This is a genomic window from Prevotella merdae (assembly GCF_900290275.1).
GTDB lineage: Bacteria > Bacteroidota > Bacteroidia > Bacteroidales > Bacteroidaceae > Prevotella > Prevotella merdae.
The window spans coordinates 322,673-340,386 of sequence record NZ_LT985323.1; the positions used below are offsets into that span (position 1 = coordinate 322,673).

Sequence of the window (17,714 nt, forward strand, 5' to 3'; positions counted from 1 at the left end):
ATTAAATCTAAAAAACAGTTAGTATCACTCCAAATATAGGATGAGCAAAAAAAAAAATAGTTCGCCCCTTCGTGGAAGGGACGAACTATGAATATCTCGGCAAAAAAACTTATTTCTTAACAAACTTGAGTGTCTTAGAGCTGCCGTCGGCATACTTGGCTATGCCTACATATACGCTAGGCTGCAAGCCAGCGAGCTTAGCAGAGCTGCTATTAACACTGAGAACTGTGCGTCCACTTAGGTCGACAATAGCCACCGACTTGGCATTAACAGCACTAAAGTTGTCGTTGTCGACAATGAACATTCCGCTTGCGTCACCGTTGACATTGCTGATGCCTGTAGTGGTAGCGTCGCCATATACACCGATATTGTCAAGACAGAGCACCTCGCCCTTCTTTGTAACAAGGTTGAAAGCAATGTAGATGTCCTTGCCTTTATACTTGTCAAGACTGATACCACGTGTCTTAGGAACAGTTGTCTCGCCCTTCACCTCTGTGGCCTTAGAATACCACCAGTCGGCAGGATTGCCCGAACCATCAGATATTTTAACACTGTATTCCTCAAGCAACAACTGGTTGAACGACATTGCATCCCATACAAAGCTTGCGTTGTCGCCATTGACATGAACCTGTGGCAAGATAAGCCAGCGGTTTGGAGTATCTCCGTCTATCCAGCTTGTTCCAGCAAGCACCTGGCTGCCCAACATGGCATGCTGCACGATACTAAACAATCCCCATCCCTCTTCATTGAATTCCTCACCAGCATTCGGGTTGACTGTACCATTGTCGCCAACATAGAAGCTGAGATCGGAAGGTATCTTCTCTGCCTCGAAGTCGTAGAACAAGCTTGGATTGCCGAGCACATTGACTTCCTTCTCTACAACATTGTTCTCAGGCATATTGTCGTCATCGCTTTCAATAGTCACCTTAACAGTGTGCTTGCCCTCAGCAAGTCCCTTGAGTGCGTTTTTAGCTGTGAGGTTCTTTATCTCCTGAGCCTTGAGGTTGAGAGTTACCTCAGCCTTCTTCTCACCATCTACAGTTACAATCACCTTGCCGTCGGCGTCCTTGATGCCCACGTTTTGGATGACAAATTCCACATCTGTATTGTTAGGAGAGCGCACAAAGTCATAAGGCTTTACAATCTCACTTGCTACGAGATCGACAGCATCGTTGGATGCCTTATAGAACTGCACGTCATCTACAGTGAGCCAGTTCTCGTTCTTGTCGCTATGAGCATAGAATCCAAGGTAGATGGTCTGAGGCTTGTCGAAGTTGATCACCTTGAACGACTCCTGGTATCTGCCCTGCTTGACAACCTGCTCGTCAATATGATTTGTCATATACGCTGGCGTGTTGCCATTGCCCCAATACACACCAAGTTTCTCTGTATGACCATCAGAACCCGAATACCAATAACGCAATACATAGTTGCCAGCCTCAACCTTAATAGGATCGAGCATTACCCAATCGTCTGCATCATTCTGCTTATCATAGTTATATGCCAAACAACCATAACCAGTGCGTGCCATATTCATGTAGGGTGACATGTAAACTTCCCAGTCGCCTTTATCGCTATTGAGATTGTATATTCTGAAGTCTGCGGCATCATCGCCTGGCTCAAATCCCCATGTGTACGGAAGAGTAACGGGACCGCCATGACGCACGGTAGTTGTAGTGGCATCATTGTCGGGATTGATGTCGTCAGGGTCGATGGTGTAAGCCTTGACAGTATACTTATGACGCACATTAGAAAAGTCGGCTTTGGTCTTGAATGTATACTCCATCTCCTCGCCAGGCGCAAGCGAACGACCCACTTCCTCGGTGACAACTTCTTTGTCATCTATTTGATAAGCCACCTTGAAATTATTCGAAGCATCTATTCCCTTATTCACGATGTGTACTTTCACCGTCTCGGCATTACCAAGATTGTCGCTCGACACAGGACTCAACACATTGTCCACCATTAGGTCAACTGCCTTGTTCACCTGCACGACATTGAAGTCGCACATGTAGAAACGCCACTGATCCTTAGGACTGGTGGTGTGGAATCCCACACGGAATGGCACACCAGCTGTGGCATCATAAAAGAAAGACTCCGAAGTGCGCTCGCCAATCACCTTGTCGTTCTTAGCTTGCAACTTGGTCATGCCCTCCACTGTAGGAGTGCTACCTGTATACACCGCAAGTTTTTCGCCATACGATGTGCCGTATGTGGTGTACTTCACCATCAACTTGCCTGTGACAGAAGGTGTAATCTCGGGAGAGATAAACCAATCGTCTGCTGCATTGACTGAAGAATAAGCGTAAAAGACCTTAGATTGCGAACCTTCTGCATTAAACACCCATGTTACACCATCGTTGTTGGCATCGATGACTGTCCATTTTGCAAACTCGCTCTCTGTGGCAAAGTCAGTAGAGTACAACGACTGTGCATTGACAGCTGTCGTAGCCGCGAGAGATACTAAAGTGAGTAGAAAATTTCTCATATATTAAAAATTTTAATTATATGCTGCAAAAATACTATAAAAAGGATTTCGTAAGTTATAAATCGTAAATTCTTTAAAATATTTTAACTATTAATTAGTAAGATAAAATACTATAAAGTTTCAAATCGAAACTATTGAAACAACATTGTAACTTCTTTGACATGGAGTGACAATGTAAAATAAGGACTTTTGCTAACGAAAAGGAAAACGATATAAAAAGCGTAAAGGAAATATTCAAAAAATGAGCTATAATAAATTTTGTAAACGTTTACACACACCTATATTTCTTTTTCCTCCTCCCCCATTCCTATCCGTTTGATTTTTATTAGTAAATTCGCATCACCAAAACATCCTTAATCATAAAAATCAAACATTAAGCAATATGTACATCAAGAGTATCGCTGCTATGCTTGCGCTCATTCCTGCGTTCGCATCGGCACAAACCGTCAGCTCGCCCAACGGTAATGTGAGCCTCACTTTCTCGCTCACAGAGGGTGGCAAACCCACATACGAAATGACTTACAAGGGAAAGAAAGTTGTTAACCCCTCGCATCTCGGACTCGAGCTTGCCAAGGACAAGCATGCGTCAAAAGGTATGCAGGAGACCGACCTTATGGACGGATTCAAACAGACTAACTCTAAGACCTCTTCGTTCGACGAAACTTGGACACCTGTTTGGGGAGAAACAAAGACCATCCGAAACAATTACAACGAACTGGAGGTTGACCTTAACCAGCCATCTTCCAACCGCAACATCACATTGCGATTCCGCGTATACGATTACGGAATGGGCTTGCGTTACGAGTTTCCGCAGCAAAACGACCTCAACTATTTCGTGATAAAAGAGGAGCACACCCAGTTTGCCATGACCGGCAACCATACTGCCTACTGGATTCCTGGCGACTACGACACCCAGGAATATGAATATCAGATTACTCCACTTACCGGAATTCGTCAGGTTATAGCAAAGAACCGCGAGACATATAAAGCCAATTCGTCTACAACAGTATTCTCAGATACCGGTGTACAGACCTCACTTCAGCTTAAGACCAAGGACGGATTGTACATCAACATACACGAGGCTGCATGTCTCGACTATCCTACAATGCACCTCAACCTCGACGAAAAGACCCTTACCTTTGAGTCGTGGCTCACACCCGACGCAGTAGGACGCAAGGGATTTATACAAACTCCTTTCAACACACCATGGCGAACCATCCTCGTTAGCGATGATGCACGCGACATGCTCTCAAAGAAGCTTACACTCAACCTCAACGAGCCTTGCAAGATAGAGGATACATCATGGATTCACCCTACAAAATACTGTGGAGTATGGTGGAACATGATTGTGGGCACCAAGACATGGGCCTACACCAACGACCTGCCCTCGGTACGCCTGGGCCAGACCGACTATTCTAAGTGCAAGCCTAACGGAACACACGGCGCCACAACAGCCGAGGTTAAGCGTTATATCGACTTTGCAGCCAAGAACGGACTGCAAGAAGTGCTTGTAGAGGGTTGGAACGAAGGCTGGGAAGACTGGTTCGGACACCAAAAGCTCGACGTATTCGACTTCGTTACACCATATCCCGACTTCGACATCAAGTACCTTAACGAGTATGCCCACTCTAAAGGCGTGCGCCTGATGATGCACCACGAGACATCAAGTGCAGCACTCAACTACGAGCGCCACCTTGAAGACGCCTTCAACCTGATGAACAAATACGGCTACGATGCCGTAAAGACAGGATACGTAGGCGACATTATCCCACGCGGCGAATACCATTACTCACAGCTGATGAACAACCACTACCAGCGCGTTATCGAGCAAGCAGCCAAACACCATATAATGGTAAACGCACACGAAGCTACACGTCCTACAGGCATTTGCCGCACATGGCCTAACCTCGTAGGCAACGAGTCGGCACGTGGAACCGAATACGAAGCCTTTGGCGGATCTGTGCCCTACCACACCGTAATGCTTCCGTTTACACGTCTGCAGGGTGGTCCGATGGACTACACACCGGGTATCTTCGAAACAAAATTATCGGAGTGGAGCGACAACAAGTCGTATGTACACAGCACATTATGCGGACAGCTGTCGCTATACCTCGTAATGTACTCGCCACTACAAATGGCAGCCGACCTGCCCGAACATTACGAAAAGTACGATGATGCATTCCAGTTTATACGCGATGTAGCATGCGATTGGGACGACTCACGCTACCTTGAGGCAGAGCCAGCAGAATATATCACCGTGGCTCGCAAGGCAAAAGGCACCGACAATTGGTTTGTAGGAGGCAAGACAAACAACGCACGCCAGACAACAGTGAAGCTCGACTTCCTTGACAAGGGAGCTAAGTACAAGTGTGCTATCTATCAGGACGGCAAGGATGCCGACTACGAAACCAATCCTAAAGCATATACCATCATACATCGCACAGTAAAGAAGGGCGACGTGATAAAGGTAAAGCAGGCACGAGGTGGTGGCTTCGCCGTTTCGCTGATAAAGCAATAGAAATTGACTGTTGTATTGTTCACACAGGCAGGGCTTTAACAAAAAACTGACAAAACACCCTATTGTGGACAAAGTGCAGCAAGCTGCACTTTGCCCACAATAGGGCGATAAACATAAAAAACATTAGGCTGCAACTACCGGTAGGAGGTACGGTCTCCGAAGAGGGCACTGAAAAAGTTAGCCCTTTAAGACTTTATTCCACTCTTTTAAATAAAAAAGCAGATTGCATTAAACATTATGTCGGTTTTGCAATCTGCTTTTAATTTGCTTTGATATGGTCTAATATACAGCCTTATAGAGGATGTAGGGCACTTATGTCACAAGTGTATAATTCTTCTAATTATTCTTAGCTTAGTCTCAATATTCTTTTGATATTTACGGCAAATATTGTCATTGCACCTTGCATTTGCATACAATCTAGCCCATACGACAATGCCTTATCATAGCCGTATACCTGTTTTAACTCCGAATTTTTTGCCTCTATCTTGTATCTCTGGCGGGCTATTTCTTTAAATTCTTGTGTCTTCTGAAACTCCAGTTGTCTTTTATGTTCTCCTTTCTTGATAGGTACACTATAGGTCTTGCTTTTAGCTCCATCCTTGTAGCATCCGTTTCTTCGTGAGCAAGTCTTGCATTTATCCACATCAAAGAAATAAGTCATGGATTGATTCCAGTTCCTATTCTTTCCCATTATTACTTTTCTGATTGCCATATGGCCAGCAGGACAAACAAACATGCCTGCATCCTTGTTGTAATCAAAATTGTCTTCACTCTTTCTAAATCCACTACTAATAGACGGATGTAATTTGGACACCAAACGAAATCCCCTCTCTTCATCTTCTGCCAGTTTGAGGTTCTTGCAGCCAGAATATGCGGTATCACCAACAACCGTGTCAACCTCCATTCCGTTCTTTCTGCTTTGCTCAACAAGCTCTTCCAACTGAGGCCCGTCACCCTTCTCGCCAGATGTGACTGTGGCAGCAGTTATGATACGCTCATCACTCATTGCGATGTGAGTCTTGTAACCGAAGAACGACGTGTCTTCTGTCTTATGCCCAACACGTGCGTCTGTATCCTTTGAGGTTGTATAGTGGTCTTCTATGTCCGCAAGCGTCTCCTTTAGCATATTTAGTCGCTGTTTTACTGCGGGCACTTCCGAAAGGCAGGAATCCGAGGTGATATGATTTAGAAGGTCCTTGGTATAATCCAACTCATGAACAAGGTCATCGTCTTCATTCTTAGCCGGAAGTGTTTCCTTTATATTATCATCCATGGCATAAAGCGCCTTGCGGAGTTGCTTCGAACGGAGTTTCAGTATCTCAACTGGTGAATACGGATTTGACCTGGCTTTTGTATGAGTCGAATCTACAATAATAGTCTTTGATGTGATGATTCCTTTCTCTATTGCTATCTCTACAGTTTTTTTGATAAGCAGGTTCATAAGATCCGTGTCTTTCAGGCGTAATCTGCGAAACTTACAAAGACTGCTTGGATTGATAACGCCTTCCTCAGGAGTCATATCAAGAAAATACTTAAACGACATGTCATAACGGGAACGCTCTACAACATCCACGTCAGATATATCGTATATTGTCTTCAATAGAAGATATTTGAACATACGAATGGGCGATTCAGCTGTACGGCCGTTATCAGGACAATATTTATTGACCAGTTCCTGATAGACAAAGCTGAAGTCTATCAGGTTATTAATACGGCGGAGAAGGTTGTCCTGGGGGACGACTATATCATAAAGTGAGCTATATTCACTGAGTGGAAGTTGTTGTTGTGACAGCATAAGTACCTTGGATTTTATTCCTTAAAGGTACAAAAAAATCTGCACATAGCCAAATTATGTGCAGATTATAATTGATAAATATATCGCAAGGGACTTTTTCAGTGCCCTCGTCTCCGAACCGTACCATGCAAGTAACGCTCTACCAAATGTTTTTTATGTTTATAGCCGTATATATTTTCCGGCACATCGTGCCACTGCTTTACATTCAGATAAAGCTGTCGAGAGCTTGCTCTCGTAAGGCTTTATCTGAATGTAAAGCAAGTCGAAGACTCGGAAAATATATACGTGGTTTTAATTGTTATTGTAAAAGACCAGCAGCGACAGCTATTGTATAAATAAGTTAAAAATAAGTACCTAATTGTAGGTATTACATAGAAAATTATTATCTTTGCATCGTTCGAAAGTAGGTAGCGAGCACTAAACCCCGTTGCTACTTAACGACATAGGAATTAACATTTATAACAAATAAAACTTATTTTAATTATGGCTTACGTAATTGGTGACGACTGCATCGCATGCGGTACATGTATTGGCGAGTGCCCAGTAGAGGCAATCTCAGAAGGCGAAAAGTATTCTATCAACCCTGATCTCTGCACAGAGTGCGGTACATGCGCAAGCGTATGTCCTCAGGAGGCTATCAGCCTTGCTGAATAATAAGCATAATTCAAGGCTTAACGGCTGGGAGCGTTGCTCTCAGCCGTTTTTTTTTGGCGACATAAAGACAGGATTGGATGGAGAACATGGTTCTTTTTGGGGAAAGACAGAAGAACATGTTGTTTTTGAAAGACAAGAGAACATGAGAACATTTTGTTTTTGAAAAGACAGAAGAACAGAAGAACATGTTTTTGTTTTGAAGACATGAGAACATGAGAACATGTTGTTGTTTGAAAAGACAGAAGAACATGAGAACATGTTGCTTTTGAAAAGACAGAAGAACAGGTTTTTTAAAAAAAGAAGAATGGGTATCTGTAGGAGGGTATGGCATCCCTGCCATACCCACACAGACATGAGTATACAAGCCGATTGAGTGGTGGCAATCACACTGACAATATGAGTGTACAGCCGATTGAGTGGGTATGGCAGGGATGCCATACCCTCCTACAATATCTGAACTTTTTACTCTTTTACTTTTAAATAGCCTTTTTACTCTTTTACTTTTTTACTCTTTTACTCTTAAATAGCTCTTTTACTATTAAATAGCCTTTTTACTCTTTTACTCTTTTACTTTTTTACTTTTAAATAGCTCTTTTACTTGTCTTTTTGTAAATATGGTTGACTCCCTAAAATGTAAGTGAAATGAAAAAATCATTAGAAGAGACATTAAAGGAAGTTGAATTAAGCAAGGAGATTTATCGTCTTTATGCTTTAGAACACCTTACAATGATTGAAATTTCTGAAAACGTTGGTATTGCTCCTAGCAGCGTTCACCGTAAAATTCGTACTTTTGAAGCCGAAAACTCAGAATTGGCAGAAAAAATGAGTAAAAAAGGTAAAGAAATCATTCCTGAGGACTATAAGCAACTGCTTCAGGAAATAGCAGAGCTGAAGAAGCAAGTAAAATCGGAGCGCCTTCGTGCAGACTTCTATGAAGAAATGGTAGCCTTTGGCAAGGAAGTCTATGGTATTGACTTAAAAAAAGCTGGCACCAAGTAGCAAACAGGCTTCACACACGAGATGGCAAACTCTATCCAGTCATCTCGATGTGTCGGTTACTTGGTGTAACCAAGCAAGCCTATTACAAACATGGTGACAGTTCCATGTTAAAGGTTGCGCAAGAGGCGCTCGTTGTAGAGTTCATCAAAGGCGTTCGCAAGAAAGACCCAGGTATTGGCGGCAATAAGCTTTGGTTCATGTACCAAAGGCAATTTGGCGTATCCAGAAGTGTTGGCTACAACCGCTTTTATGACATTGTCGAGAAATACAACCTTAAGGTACGAAAGGTAAAACGTAGGGTGAAGACAACAGACTCCGCCCATGACCTTCCATTGTATCCTAATATTGTTAAGGATTTGCTTCCCAGCCGTCCATGCCAACTGATTGTCAGTGACATAACGTATATACCATATTATCTCGACCCCGAGAGCGGTGAGTACAAGTTCTGTTATCTTGCCCTCATTACGGACTATTATACAAAGGAGATAGTCGGGTATAGTGTCGCTCCAACGCTAGAGTCTATTCATGCCATAGAAGCCCTTAAGATGGCTTTGGATTACTACAAAGGAAATGACCTTAGCCAACTGATTCATCATTCTGACCGTGGGGTTCAGTATGCAAGTTACCAATATACTGGTTTGCTCAAGCAATACAACATACAAATCAGCATGACGGAAACAGGCAATCCCAAGGACAATGCCGTTGCAGAAAGAGTCAACAATACTATCAAGAACGAGCTTTTGAAAGGCATGTCGTTTACTTCTATATCAGAGGTCTTGGTGGCAGTAAAGGCTGCCATCCGCTTCTATAACGAAGAACGTCCACATTTGAGTCTTGACGGCTTGACCCCTCGTGAGGCTGCAAAGAAAAGAGGCGAGATTGATAAAAGATGGATAAGTTACAGAGAAAAAGCGATAAAAGCTAAGGTTGCTTAGAATCTTTTTGTATCTTTGCACCACCAAGGAACTACGTGATGGTTTAAGCCACCAACGTAAAAAGTTTGAGTTGGGCATCGAGCCCAACCCAAACTTACCAAGGAAGCTACGCTCAGGATTATCCCCCAACATGTTTCTTTGCGGAGATATGAAGGGTAATTTTATTTGTGACTATAGGCATAAGTAGTCAACTATAAGTATGACTAAAATTAAATAAGTCAACGTGAATTATAAATAAGTAATAACTGAGTCAACTTGTATTATCAATAATACTTAGAGTGGTCAACTAAAATCGTTAAACCACACAAAGAGTGATAGGCTAAAACAATTAAACCACATAGATTATTGGAATAAACACATTATCCCCCAACATGTTTCTTTGCGGAGATATGAAGGGTAATTTTATTTGTGACTATAGGCATAAGTAGTCAACTATAAGTATGACTAAAATTAAATAAGTCAACGTGAATTATAAATAAGTAATAACTGAGTCAACTTGTATTATCAATAATACTTAGAGTGGTCAACTAAAATCGTTAAACCACAACTTTTAATATGCGAGAATAACTGAAATCTCTATTCCGTGACACGGAATGGCCGTTCGGTGACACGGAATGGCCATTCTGTGACACGGAACGGACGTTCGGTGACACGGAACAGAGATTTATATTAGGACAAAGATATAAAAGAATGAATTAAAACATGAATTATCCATGAATTTTCTATTGTTCAATTCGTGGGTTAATTCGTGGATAATTTACGGTAGTTCGTGTTCCTATAATGAATAATATTCTTACAGAATATGGAGCGATGGTATGGCTTGCGTGGTACGGTTCGGAGACCGTACCTCCTACAGATACTTCTGTCTTAAAAAAACATGTTCTCTTGTTCTCATGTCTTAAAAAAAACATGTTCTCTTGTCCTCATGTCTTAAAAAAAACATGTTCTCTTGTCCTCATGTCTTCAAAAAAAAACATGTTCTCTTGTTCTCATGTCTTAAAATAAACATGTTCTCTTGTTCTCATGTCTTAAAAAAAACATGTTCTCATGTCCTCATGTCTTCAAAAAAAACATGTTCTCTTGTTCTCATGTCTTAAAATAAACATGTTCTCTTGTCAAACAGATGGCTTGCGTGGTACGGTTCGGAGACCGTACCTCCTACTATATTAGTTATTTGAAGAGCGTAATCATAAAGAATCAACGAAAGATTTAAAGTTGTCTAAGTCAAGCGTTTCAAGTTCTTTTCCAGACCTTGCCTCCTCTATTGCCGCAATCGTTGTTTCATTGGGTTCATAGTATAATGTTGCTGTTTCCATATCCGTAATTTGTATTAGTTTGTATGCTGATATACTTTAAGCAATTACGCCCTGAATCCGACTTAAGCCAAATTCAGGGCGTAACGCTACTTTATATTACATGTATCCCAAGACATTTCTTGTTTAGGCAAGCGGCATAACCGAGAAGCCCTGGGCTATATGATTCGATTATTCATCTTCCCATACGTCGAAGTATGCACCTGACTCAAACTCGCCGTTGGTGTTAACACTACCCATTGTACCATTATTGGTATTGATTGTAGGACCATCTGCGCCACCATCGTTAATGATGTTGTCACCACCCGAAGTAGCAGAAAGCACTACCTCGCCCTGCAACTCAACTACATCAATATTAGGGGCTGTATATATTTTCTTATTCATTGCTATAAATGTTTTTTATAATTGTTATGTAAATAGATCTCTCGTATTATTTTACTACGAACTTCTTGCCAGCCTTAACGTAGATACCTGGTGTAAGGTTGTTACCGTCTACACGCTGACCCTGAAGGTTGTATACAGGAGCGTTAACCACAACATCTGCACCATTGATAGAGTTGATTGATGTGGCTGTGCCATCTATCTTAAGCATATAAGACGACTGTGCACCAGCACCTTCAGGTATGATGAAGAATGCACGGAAGCCCTTCATGTTAGAGCCACTAACCGCCTTCTTAACAACATTGCCTACAATACCTGCAGCGAATGTGTTTTCAGAAAGACCTACAGTTATATCGGTCGGGTTGTATATACCTCTGAAATCAATAGCGCCATTTTCTACTGTTTCCTTTGTTGGCGCAAGAGCTGTGATGTTGACATTACTGAAAGTATATCCTTCTGTTGCAGCCTCCTTAGTAGGCTTTACAAGATATGCCTTGCCAGCAACAATAGCATTTGATTGTACAGTAGCGAAAGCAATCTCATCATCTACAGAAGCAGAATACTCTGCAATCTGTGTGCCTTCACCAAACTGGCTTGTAACCTGATTTGCATCGATAGAGAATGGTACACAGAATGTATTCCATCGACCTACATTCATAGGACGCTTGAGAGTTACATTCACACCTTTCTTTGCCTCAATGGTGTTAGACTCTGAATTTTCGTCGAGTTCAACCAACTTAACCAAATTAACAGTCATATTCTTTAAGAACACCTGATCATTATCAACCGTCATTGTCAAGTTCTTAGCCAATCCTGTCCAAGTCTTTAATTTAAGTTCTCCGGTTGAGAAAGTGAAATTGTCTACAGTCGTCTGTGAGCCATTATCCGTGAAGTCAATTCTATTGATTGCAAATCCTGCAGGAGCTTCTATAGTTAATATTGCACCAGTATAAGCACGGAATGTGATAACATTATTATTATTAAAGAAACGTGTTTTGGTTGATCCATTCTTCACATTTGTTATAGTGACTTCGCTTGATTCCAATTTATCACCATTAGAAAGATCTGTTTTTTTTGTAGTAGTCGTAGGCTTTTTATAACCATATTTCTCCGGATCCGTAAAATCAAATGTAACATCCGTCTTGTTCGGGTCTATCACATTCAAAGTATATTCAGCAGAAGTCGCTTCATAGGTATCATCACCAGCGAATGTAGCAGTAATTTTAGTTGAGCCAGCCTTTTCCATAGGGAGTACATAGCCAGTCTCGTCAATCATTGCAACGTTCTCATCCGAGCTGTTATACTGTATTGTCTTACCCTCAAGGATATTCTTATCATGAGCAGTAAATGTCAAAGTAGGAGCTGTGAATGTCTCACCAAGATTTACACTTACGCTGCTCTGCGACCAAGCCATAACGGTTAGTATCTTGCTGTATTTAATAGTATAAGAGCTTTCAGCAGGCTTGTGGGTGTCGTCGCCAGCATAGCTTGCAGTAATAGTAGCAGTACCAAATTCAGAACCAAAAGTTACTTTGCCGTTTTCGTTTACGCTTGCTATATTAGAATTACTACTTGCGTATGTAATCTTTGCGCCTTCAACAACTTTACCATCAGCATCCTTTACAGTAGCCGTAGGAGCAGTGAAAGAAGCCTCACTGAGCTTCTCTACACTAAATTCTGTTTCATTAGTGTTAAAAGAGAGCTTTGTGGCCGTCTTTGTATCACCAGAATCAACTAACTTATAAATCTGAGATGTTGTGGTATTATCCTTTTTATAATTACCAAACAATTTAGTGGTAGTATTATAAAAAATATATCGACCTGATTCTGAAGATGGAAAACTAATAGAGGCATTATTATTTGTTATGGTAATAACTGCAACTGCAGCATTATTAGTGACAGAAGCTAAATCACTCGCAGTGTTGATATTGGTACTACTTTCACTATATATATAACCAGCTTCAGAATGTAAATACCAAGCAGAAGCAGCACCCTCTAACGTAATAACATCAAAGCCTTCTTGCCAAGCAACAACACCATCATTTGAAAATGTTGCGGATACAGCCAATCTTTTAGGTTTTTTGGCACCATTATCAGCACCTAAAACTACCTTTGAAGCCTTCGAACCAATAATGATTTTATCTCCAGCCTTCAAGTCTTTAGCATCTGTAACCAATTTGAAATTATCGCCTACAGCAGCCCAACCAGCCGACCAAATCATAGCCAGCAGCATAACAAATAGAAATCGTAAATGTTTTGTCATAATAATAAGTATTTAAAGATTGATTAGTATCCAGTTAGTGCAGTCTTTAGTTAGTTGACATACATTAAGTATTTACAAATGCAAAAGTAGGACTTTTATATTACATAGGGGTTACGGGGAGATTAAATAAAGTTAAAAAAGGAAAATAGAAGAAGCACGGAAATCATTTTCGTCTTCTGGAACAGGCATAAGTACGAGTTCATATTTATCTTTATATATGAGTGGCAACCTGTAGGAGGGTATGGCATCCTTGCCATACCCACTCTGACATAATTGTTCAGCAGATTTAGTGGGTATGGCAGGGATGCCATACCCTCCTACTCTTTGCCTGACAATGTCTTCATACGTGCCAAGGAATGATGATTGATTGCTTCCTTACGTGCTTTTACAAGTTCTTCTTGCATCCTTTTATCCAGCTCTCTTTTACGCTGAATCATACGTCGCAAAGCTGTAACAGCCTCTTCACGACTATTGTACTTTACTGGTTCGTATTTCATAATCAATCCTTTCTTTATTCCTTGTTTGTGGCAAAAATACTACTTTTATCTGGTAGTTCCAAGAGATTTGGATTCTTTTTGGTGTACAATTGGTATCTACAAATATGTTCATAGTTTGTATTTTGCTTCAATCAATGCATTTAAATCATTTTCGTCTTCTGGAACAGGCATACCTCCTTTGCCTGACAATATCTTCATACGTGCCAAGGCATGATTGATTGCTTCCTTACGTGCTTTTACAAGTTCTTCTTGCATCCTTTTATCCTTCGTCAAAATCATATTTTAGGTCTAATACATCAATCCGAAGCCCCAAAGCGGAATAATATCGCCCGAAGCATACTCAATATCATCTCTAACAATAAACGAGTTTTCAACGTCCTTCACCTGTCTATGACTCTTCTTTGCCCCTCCAACCTCAAATGTAAACTTACCTATAGAGAAGTCGGACACCTTTGACGACGTTACATCCTGGGTAAGACGTGTCTGGTTGTAGAAGAACGTCTCTCTTATATTTCCTATATTGGCATTGTCGTTAGCCAAGGCATAAATAAAGTTGGTGTTATCCAGAAACACCTTCTCCACCTTACCTAATCCACGCATTCCCCCCGTCTCGTCACGCAGTTGACCTATCATTCCCGCTTTCTCCATATAAAGCAAGAAGGTTGATATGTCGTTACGACTAACCTTTATCTCATTGGCAAGAGCAGTGGCCTCTGGCTTATACGGCACATTACCAGCAATGATTGTCAACATTCTACGCAACTTCTTGCCAGTTGCAGGCGACATATTAGCATACTGCGGAATGTCTACCTCCATCGTAAGCCGTATCACCTGCTGAAGACGTTGCAATACATATCCCTCTTTAGCGAACGGAAAATAGCCCTCACGCAGATAATGACCGAACAATGGAATAGGGTGCTGCACTCCATCTATCTGTATATTGCCACTTAACACATCCTCGAGGCTTCGCACCGGAGTAATTATGCCATGAAACAATTCGAGATATTCACGGAACGACAGCCCCTGCATATTAAACAGCAGAGACCTTCTACTTAAGTCGGCCTCACCTTCAAGAATGTCAAGAACCGACGAACCTGTAAAGAATGTATGTAGTGCCGGATGCGAATCGTATATCTGCTTCAATTCCTTAGACCACCCATTATACTTATGGACCTCGTCAATATACAACCACTCGCCTCCTTCACGCACAAACTGAGAAGCCAATTCGGTGAGTGTGTGTATCGTGAAATAGCTATGATCAGCAGAAACATAAAGTGTTTTCTTTCTGTCTTCCGCTGCCATTTCCTTTATATGCTGCATTATAATGGTTGACTTGCCCACTCCACGAGGTCCCGTCAAACCTACAAGCCTTGACTCCCAAGGCAATTTGTCGTACATATAACGCTTGAAGCCTAAGTCCACCAAGTCAAGCTGCTCATTCATAAAGTTGATAAGTGTTATATCCATATATTTATGCTTTAAAAAGAGGTTATTATTGAGATACATGTGCAATATGCACTTTTGAAAGTGCATATTTAACGAGAATGTGCACCTTTGAAAGTGCATATTTGATAAGAATGTGCACTTTTCAAAGTGCAAATCTATAAAAAATAAATGAGATGGCGATGGATTGAAGGGAAATAAAAAAGTATATAAACAAAAAAATCCCCGCAGCCTCTCCGAAGAGAAAGCCACGAGGAAACACCCCTGTGGGCGTTGACGGATTCGAACCGCCGACCCTCTGCTTGTAAGGCAGATGCTCTAAACCAGCTGAGCTAAACGCCCGATAAAACCTATCGGTATTGCTTTAGTAACATTGCTTAGTTCTTTAAAGCGAGTGCAAAGGTAAGGGTTTTATTTGTAACCGCCAAACATTTTGGCAGTTTTTTTCAATAAAACTGTAAAAAAGTTGTTTTTAGACGGGAGAACATGTTTTTTTTAAGACAGGAGAACAGAAGAACATGTTTTTTGGGGAAAAGACAAGAGAACATATAATTCCCCTCCCTAAAGGGGGAGGGGTTGGGGGTATGGCTTTTATTTTACAATAAGTACAGTGGCGTATGCCGATATTCCCTCCATACGTCCAGTGAAGCCGAGTTTCTCGGTTGTGGTAGCCTTAATGGATACATTATCTACATCTGTCTGCATAACGTCGGCAAGACAGCGCTGCATATCGGGGATATGCGGATTGAGCTTGGGACGCTCGGCACATACAGTGGCGTCGATATTGCCAAGACGATAGCCTTTGGTCGCAATAAGATCGATGGTCTTACGCAGCAATATCTTGCTGTCTACGTTGAGAGTCTCGGCAGCAGTATCGGGAAAATGATAGCCTATATCGCGCATATTGGCAGCTCCAAGCAAAGCATCGCATATGGCGTGAATAAGCACATCGGCATCGCTATGACCAAGCAAACCAAGAGGATAATCGAGACGTATGCCTCCGAGCCACAGTTCGCGGCCCTCTACAAGTTTATGGACGTCGTATCCAAATCCGGTACGAATTATCATGAATTTTGAATTTTGAGTTTTGAATTTTGAATTGTGCGCTTCGCGCATTTTGAGTTTTTGAGTTTTGAATTTTGAGTTTTGAATTCTTAATTCCTAATTCAAAATTGAATAATTCAACATCGGCTCTGCCGATAATTCAAAACTCAAAATTCAAAACTCAAAACTCCACTTATCTTCTTTTGAACAAATCCTTCAAGCCATCCATATCGAACGACAGCGAGAAGCGAAGGGTTTGGTCGAGCGGGTTTGACTTGGCTGTGGCTATAACATATCCGGCATCGAGCGAGAAGACATTCATCTTGAAACCAGCACCTACAGTGAAGTACTTACGGTTGCCCTTGTTCTCAGACTCATGATGATAACCGGCACGCAGCGAGAACTTGTCGTTGTATACATACTCGGCACCAACACTCCAACGTATCTCTTGCATCTCTTCCTTGAAACCGCCAGGAGCATCGCCAAAGCTCTTGAATATACCGCTGATAGGCGATACGTCATAGTAATCGTTTTGCTTGCGTGTGATGAAATCCTCGTCCGACTCGCCGTCCATCTTAACTGGCATAGTGGGCACAAGAGGTTTATTGGCATCGACAGCTATAGAGAAACGGTTGTACTCGTCAACCGGAACCATGAGCGAAGCACCAAGACGAAGGTTGGCAGGAAGAAACTCTGAGTTCTCGTCGCCACCAAAGTTTATCTTCGAACCTACGTTGGATATGTCGAGACCAATACCAAGCTGACACTCGCGTTGCCCTATATTTACGTAGTTCTGATAATATGCAGCAAGGTCCACCGCAAAAGCACTACCCGGCGATGAGGTGTCGTCGTAGTTGTAAGTAAGGTCGGAGTATATCCAGCGCACACCAGCTGCGATAGAGAATTTCTCGCTAAGCATGATGGAGTAAGCCACATCAAACGACATTTCATACGGGTTGAGTGTCATCTGAGTATCGTTTGTATCGCCGTAGAACACCTCACCAAGGGAGAAATAGCGCAACGAACCCGACACTGCCGAATAGTCACCTATGCGGTAGTAGCCCACAAGGTAGGCAAGGTCGATGTCGCTAACGAGCTGGCGCAGCCAAGGTGTGTAGTTGAGAGACACACCAGCACGCGATATTGTAAAAGGATACTTGGCAGGGTTCCAGAATTGAGATGCCACATCAGGGTCGGTAGCCGCACCCACATCACCCATACCACCAGCACGGGCATCGGGAGCTATCGACTGCGATGTTACAGAGTTCTTCTCAGGGTTGAACATATCCACCTTCTCCTGAGCAGTGGCTGTGAGCGGCGAGATGCCCATAAGGGTGAGAGCCGCAAGATGTATCTTCTTCATTTATTATTATATTATCATTAT

13 protein-coding genes, 1 tRNA gene and 1 pseudogene are annotated in these 17,714 nt (G+C 42.0%); 4 read left to right on the forward strand and 11 right to left on the reverse strand.

Annotated features, from left to right (window positions below):
- Nucleotides 1–109: 109 nt before the first annotated feature.
- The gene (locus C9991_RS01285; RefSeq protein ID WP_106810831.1) at nucleotides 110–2,488 is read right to left on the reverse strand and encodes a choice-of-anchor J domain-containing protein; all 2,379 of its coding nucleotides are present in this window, start codon (nucleotides 2,486–2,488) and stop codon (nucleotides 110–112) included.
- Nucleotides 2,489–2,870: 382 nt separating this feature from the next.
- Between C9991_RS01285 and C9991_RS01290 the strand changes: the two genes are divergently transcribed.
- Nucleotides 2,871–5,006 carry a glycoside hydrolase family 97 protein gene (locus tag C9991_RS01290; protein WP_106810832.1) on the forward strand — a complete coding sequence of 712 codons (2,136 nt, stop codon included), beginning with the start codon at nucleotides 2,871–2,873 and terminating at the stop codon, nucleotides 5,004–5,006.
- Between the two features lie 346 nt (nucleotides 5,007–5,352).
- Here the strand turns inward: C9991_RS01290 and C9991_RS01295 are convergent, their stop codons facing one another.
- On the reverse strand, nucleotides 5,353–6,801 hold the full coding sequence (locus C9991_RS01295) for an IS1182 family transposase (protein WP_106810833.1): 1,449 nt from the start codon (nucleotides 6,799–6,801) through the stop codon (nucleotides 5,353–5,355).
- 483 nt (nucleotides 6,802–7,284) lie between these two features.
- On the opposite strand from C9991_RS01295, the gene fdxA reads away from it, so the two are divergent.
- The 3 genes and pseudogenes from fdxA to C9991_RS01310 all read left to right on the forward strand — a co-directional run.
- Nucleotides 7,285–7,455 carry a 4Fe-4S ferredoxin gene (gene fdxA / locus C9991_RS01300; protein WP_106810834.1) on the forward strand — a complete coding sequence of 57 codons (171 nt, stop codon included), beginning with the start codon at nucleotides 7,285–7,287 and terminating at the stop codon, nucleotides 7,453–7,455.
- Nucleotides 7,456–8,097: 642 nt separating this feature from the next.
- On the forward strand, nucleotides 8,098–8,454 hold the full coding sequence (locus C9991_RS01305) for a helix-turn-helix domain-containing protein (protein WP_106810835.1): 357 nt from the start codon (nucleotides 8,098–8,100) through the stop codon (nucleotides 8,452–8,454).
- A gap of 38 nt (nucleotides 8,455–8,492) precedes the next feature.
- A pseudogene (locus C9991_RS01310) lies at nucleotides 8,493–9,389 on the forward strand (IS3 family transposase); the annotation flags it as partial.
- Between the two features lie 1,187 nt (nucleotides 9,390–10,576).
- Here C9991_RS01310 and C9991_RS17150 read toward each other — a convergent pair.
- The 9 genes from C9991_RS17150 to porV all read right to left on the reverse strand — a co-directional run bounded on the left by C9991_RS17150 (nucleotide 10,577) and on the right by porV (nucleotide 17,693).
- Nucleotides 10,577–10,705: a hypothetical protein gene (locus tag C9991_RS17150; RefSeq protein WP_255414777.1), complete on the reverse strand. Its 129-nt coding sequence runs from the start codon at nucleotides 10,703–10,705 to the stop codon at nucleotides 10,577–10,579.
- Nucleotides 10,706–10,873: 168 nt separating this feature from the next.
- The gene (locus tag C9991_RS01315) at nucleotides 10,874–11,086 is read right to left on the reverse strand and encodes a hypothetical protein (protein ID WP_106810837.1); all 213 of its coding nucleotides are present in this window, start codon (nucleotides 11,084–11,086) and stop codon (nucleotides 10,874–10,876) included.
- Nucleotides 11,087–11,132: 46 nt separating this feature from the next.
- A complete protein-coding gene (locus C9991_RS01320) occupies nucleotides 11,133–13,346 on the reverse strand; it encodes an Ig-like domain-containing protein (protein WP_106810838.1) in 2,214 nt (737 codons plus the stop codon).
- Nucleotides 13,347–13,663: 317 nt separating this feature from the next.
- Complete coding sequence (locus C9991_RS01325; protein ID WP_106810839.1) at nucleotides 13,664–13,843, reverse strand: hypothetical protein; 180 nt, start codon at nucleotides 13,841–13,843, stop codon at nucleotides 13,664–13,666.
- A 108-nt stretch (nucleotides 13,844–13,951) separates the two neighbouring features.
- A complete protein-coding gene (locus C9991_RS16580) occupies nucleotides 13,952–14,098 on the reverse strand; it encodes a hypothetical protein (protein ID WP_157949332.1) in 147 nt (48 codons plus the stop codon).
- 33 nt (nucleotides 14,099–14,131) lie between these two features.
- Entirely contained in the window at nucleotides 14,132–15,310 is a 1,179-nt protein-coding gene (locus tag C9991_RS01330) for an ATP-binding protein (protein ID WP_106811715.1), read from the reverse strand.
- Nucleotides 15,311–15,553: 243 nt separating this feature from the next.
- Nucleotides 15,554–15,628, reverse strand: a tRNA-Val gene (locus C9991_RS01335).
- Nucleotides 15,629–15,877: 249 nt separating this feature from the next.
- Entirely contained in the window at nucleotides 15,878–16,354 is a 477-nt protein-coding gene (ispF, locus tag C9991_RS01340; protein WP_106810840.1) for a 2-C-methyl-D-erythritol 2,4-cyclodiphosphate synthase, read from the reverse strand.
- A gap of 169 nt (nucleotides 16,355–16,523) precedes the next feature.
- The gene (gene porV / locus C9991_RS01345) at nucleotides 16,524–17,693 is read right to left on the reverse strand and encodes a type IX secretion system outer membrane channel protein PorV (protein ID WP_106810841.1); all 1,170 of its coding nucleotides are present in this window, start codon (nucleotides 17,691–17,693) and stop codon (nucleotides 16,524–16,526) included.
- Between the last annotated feature and the right edge of the window lie 21 nt (nucleotides 17,694–17,714).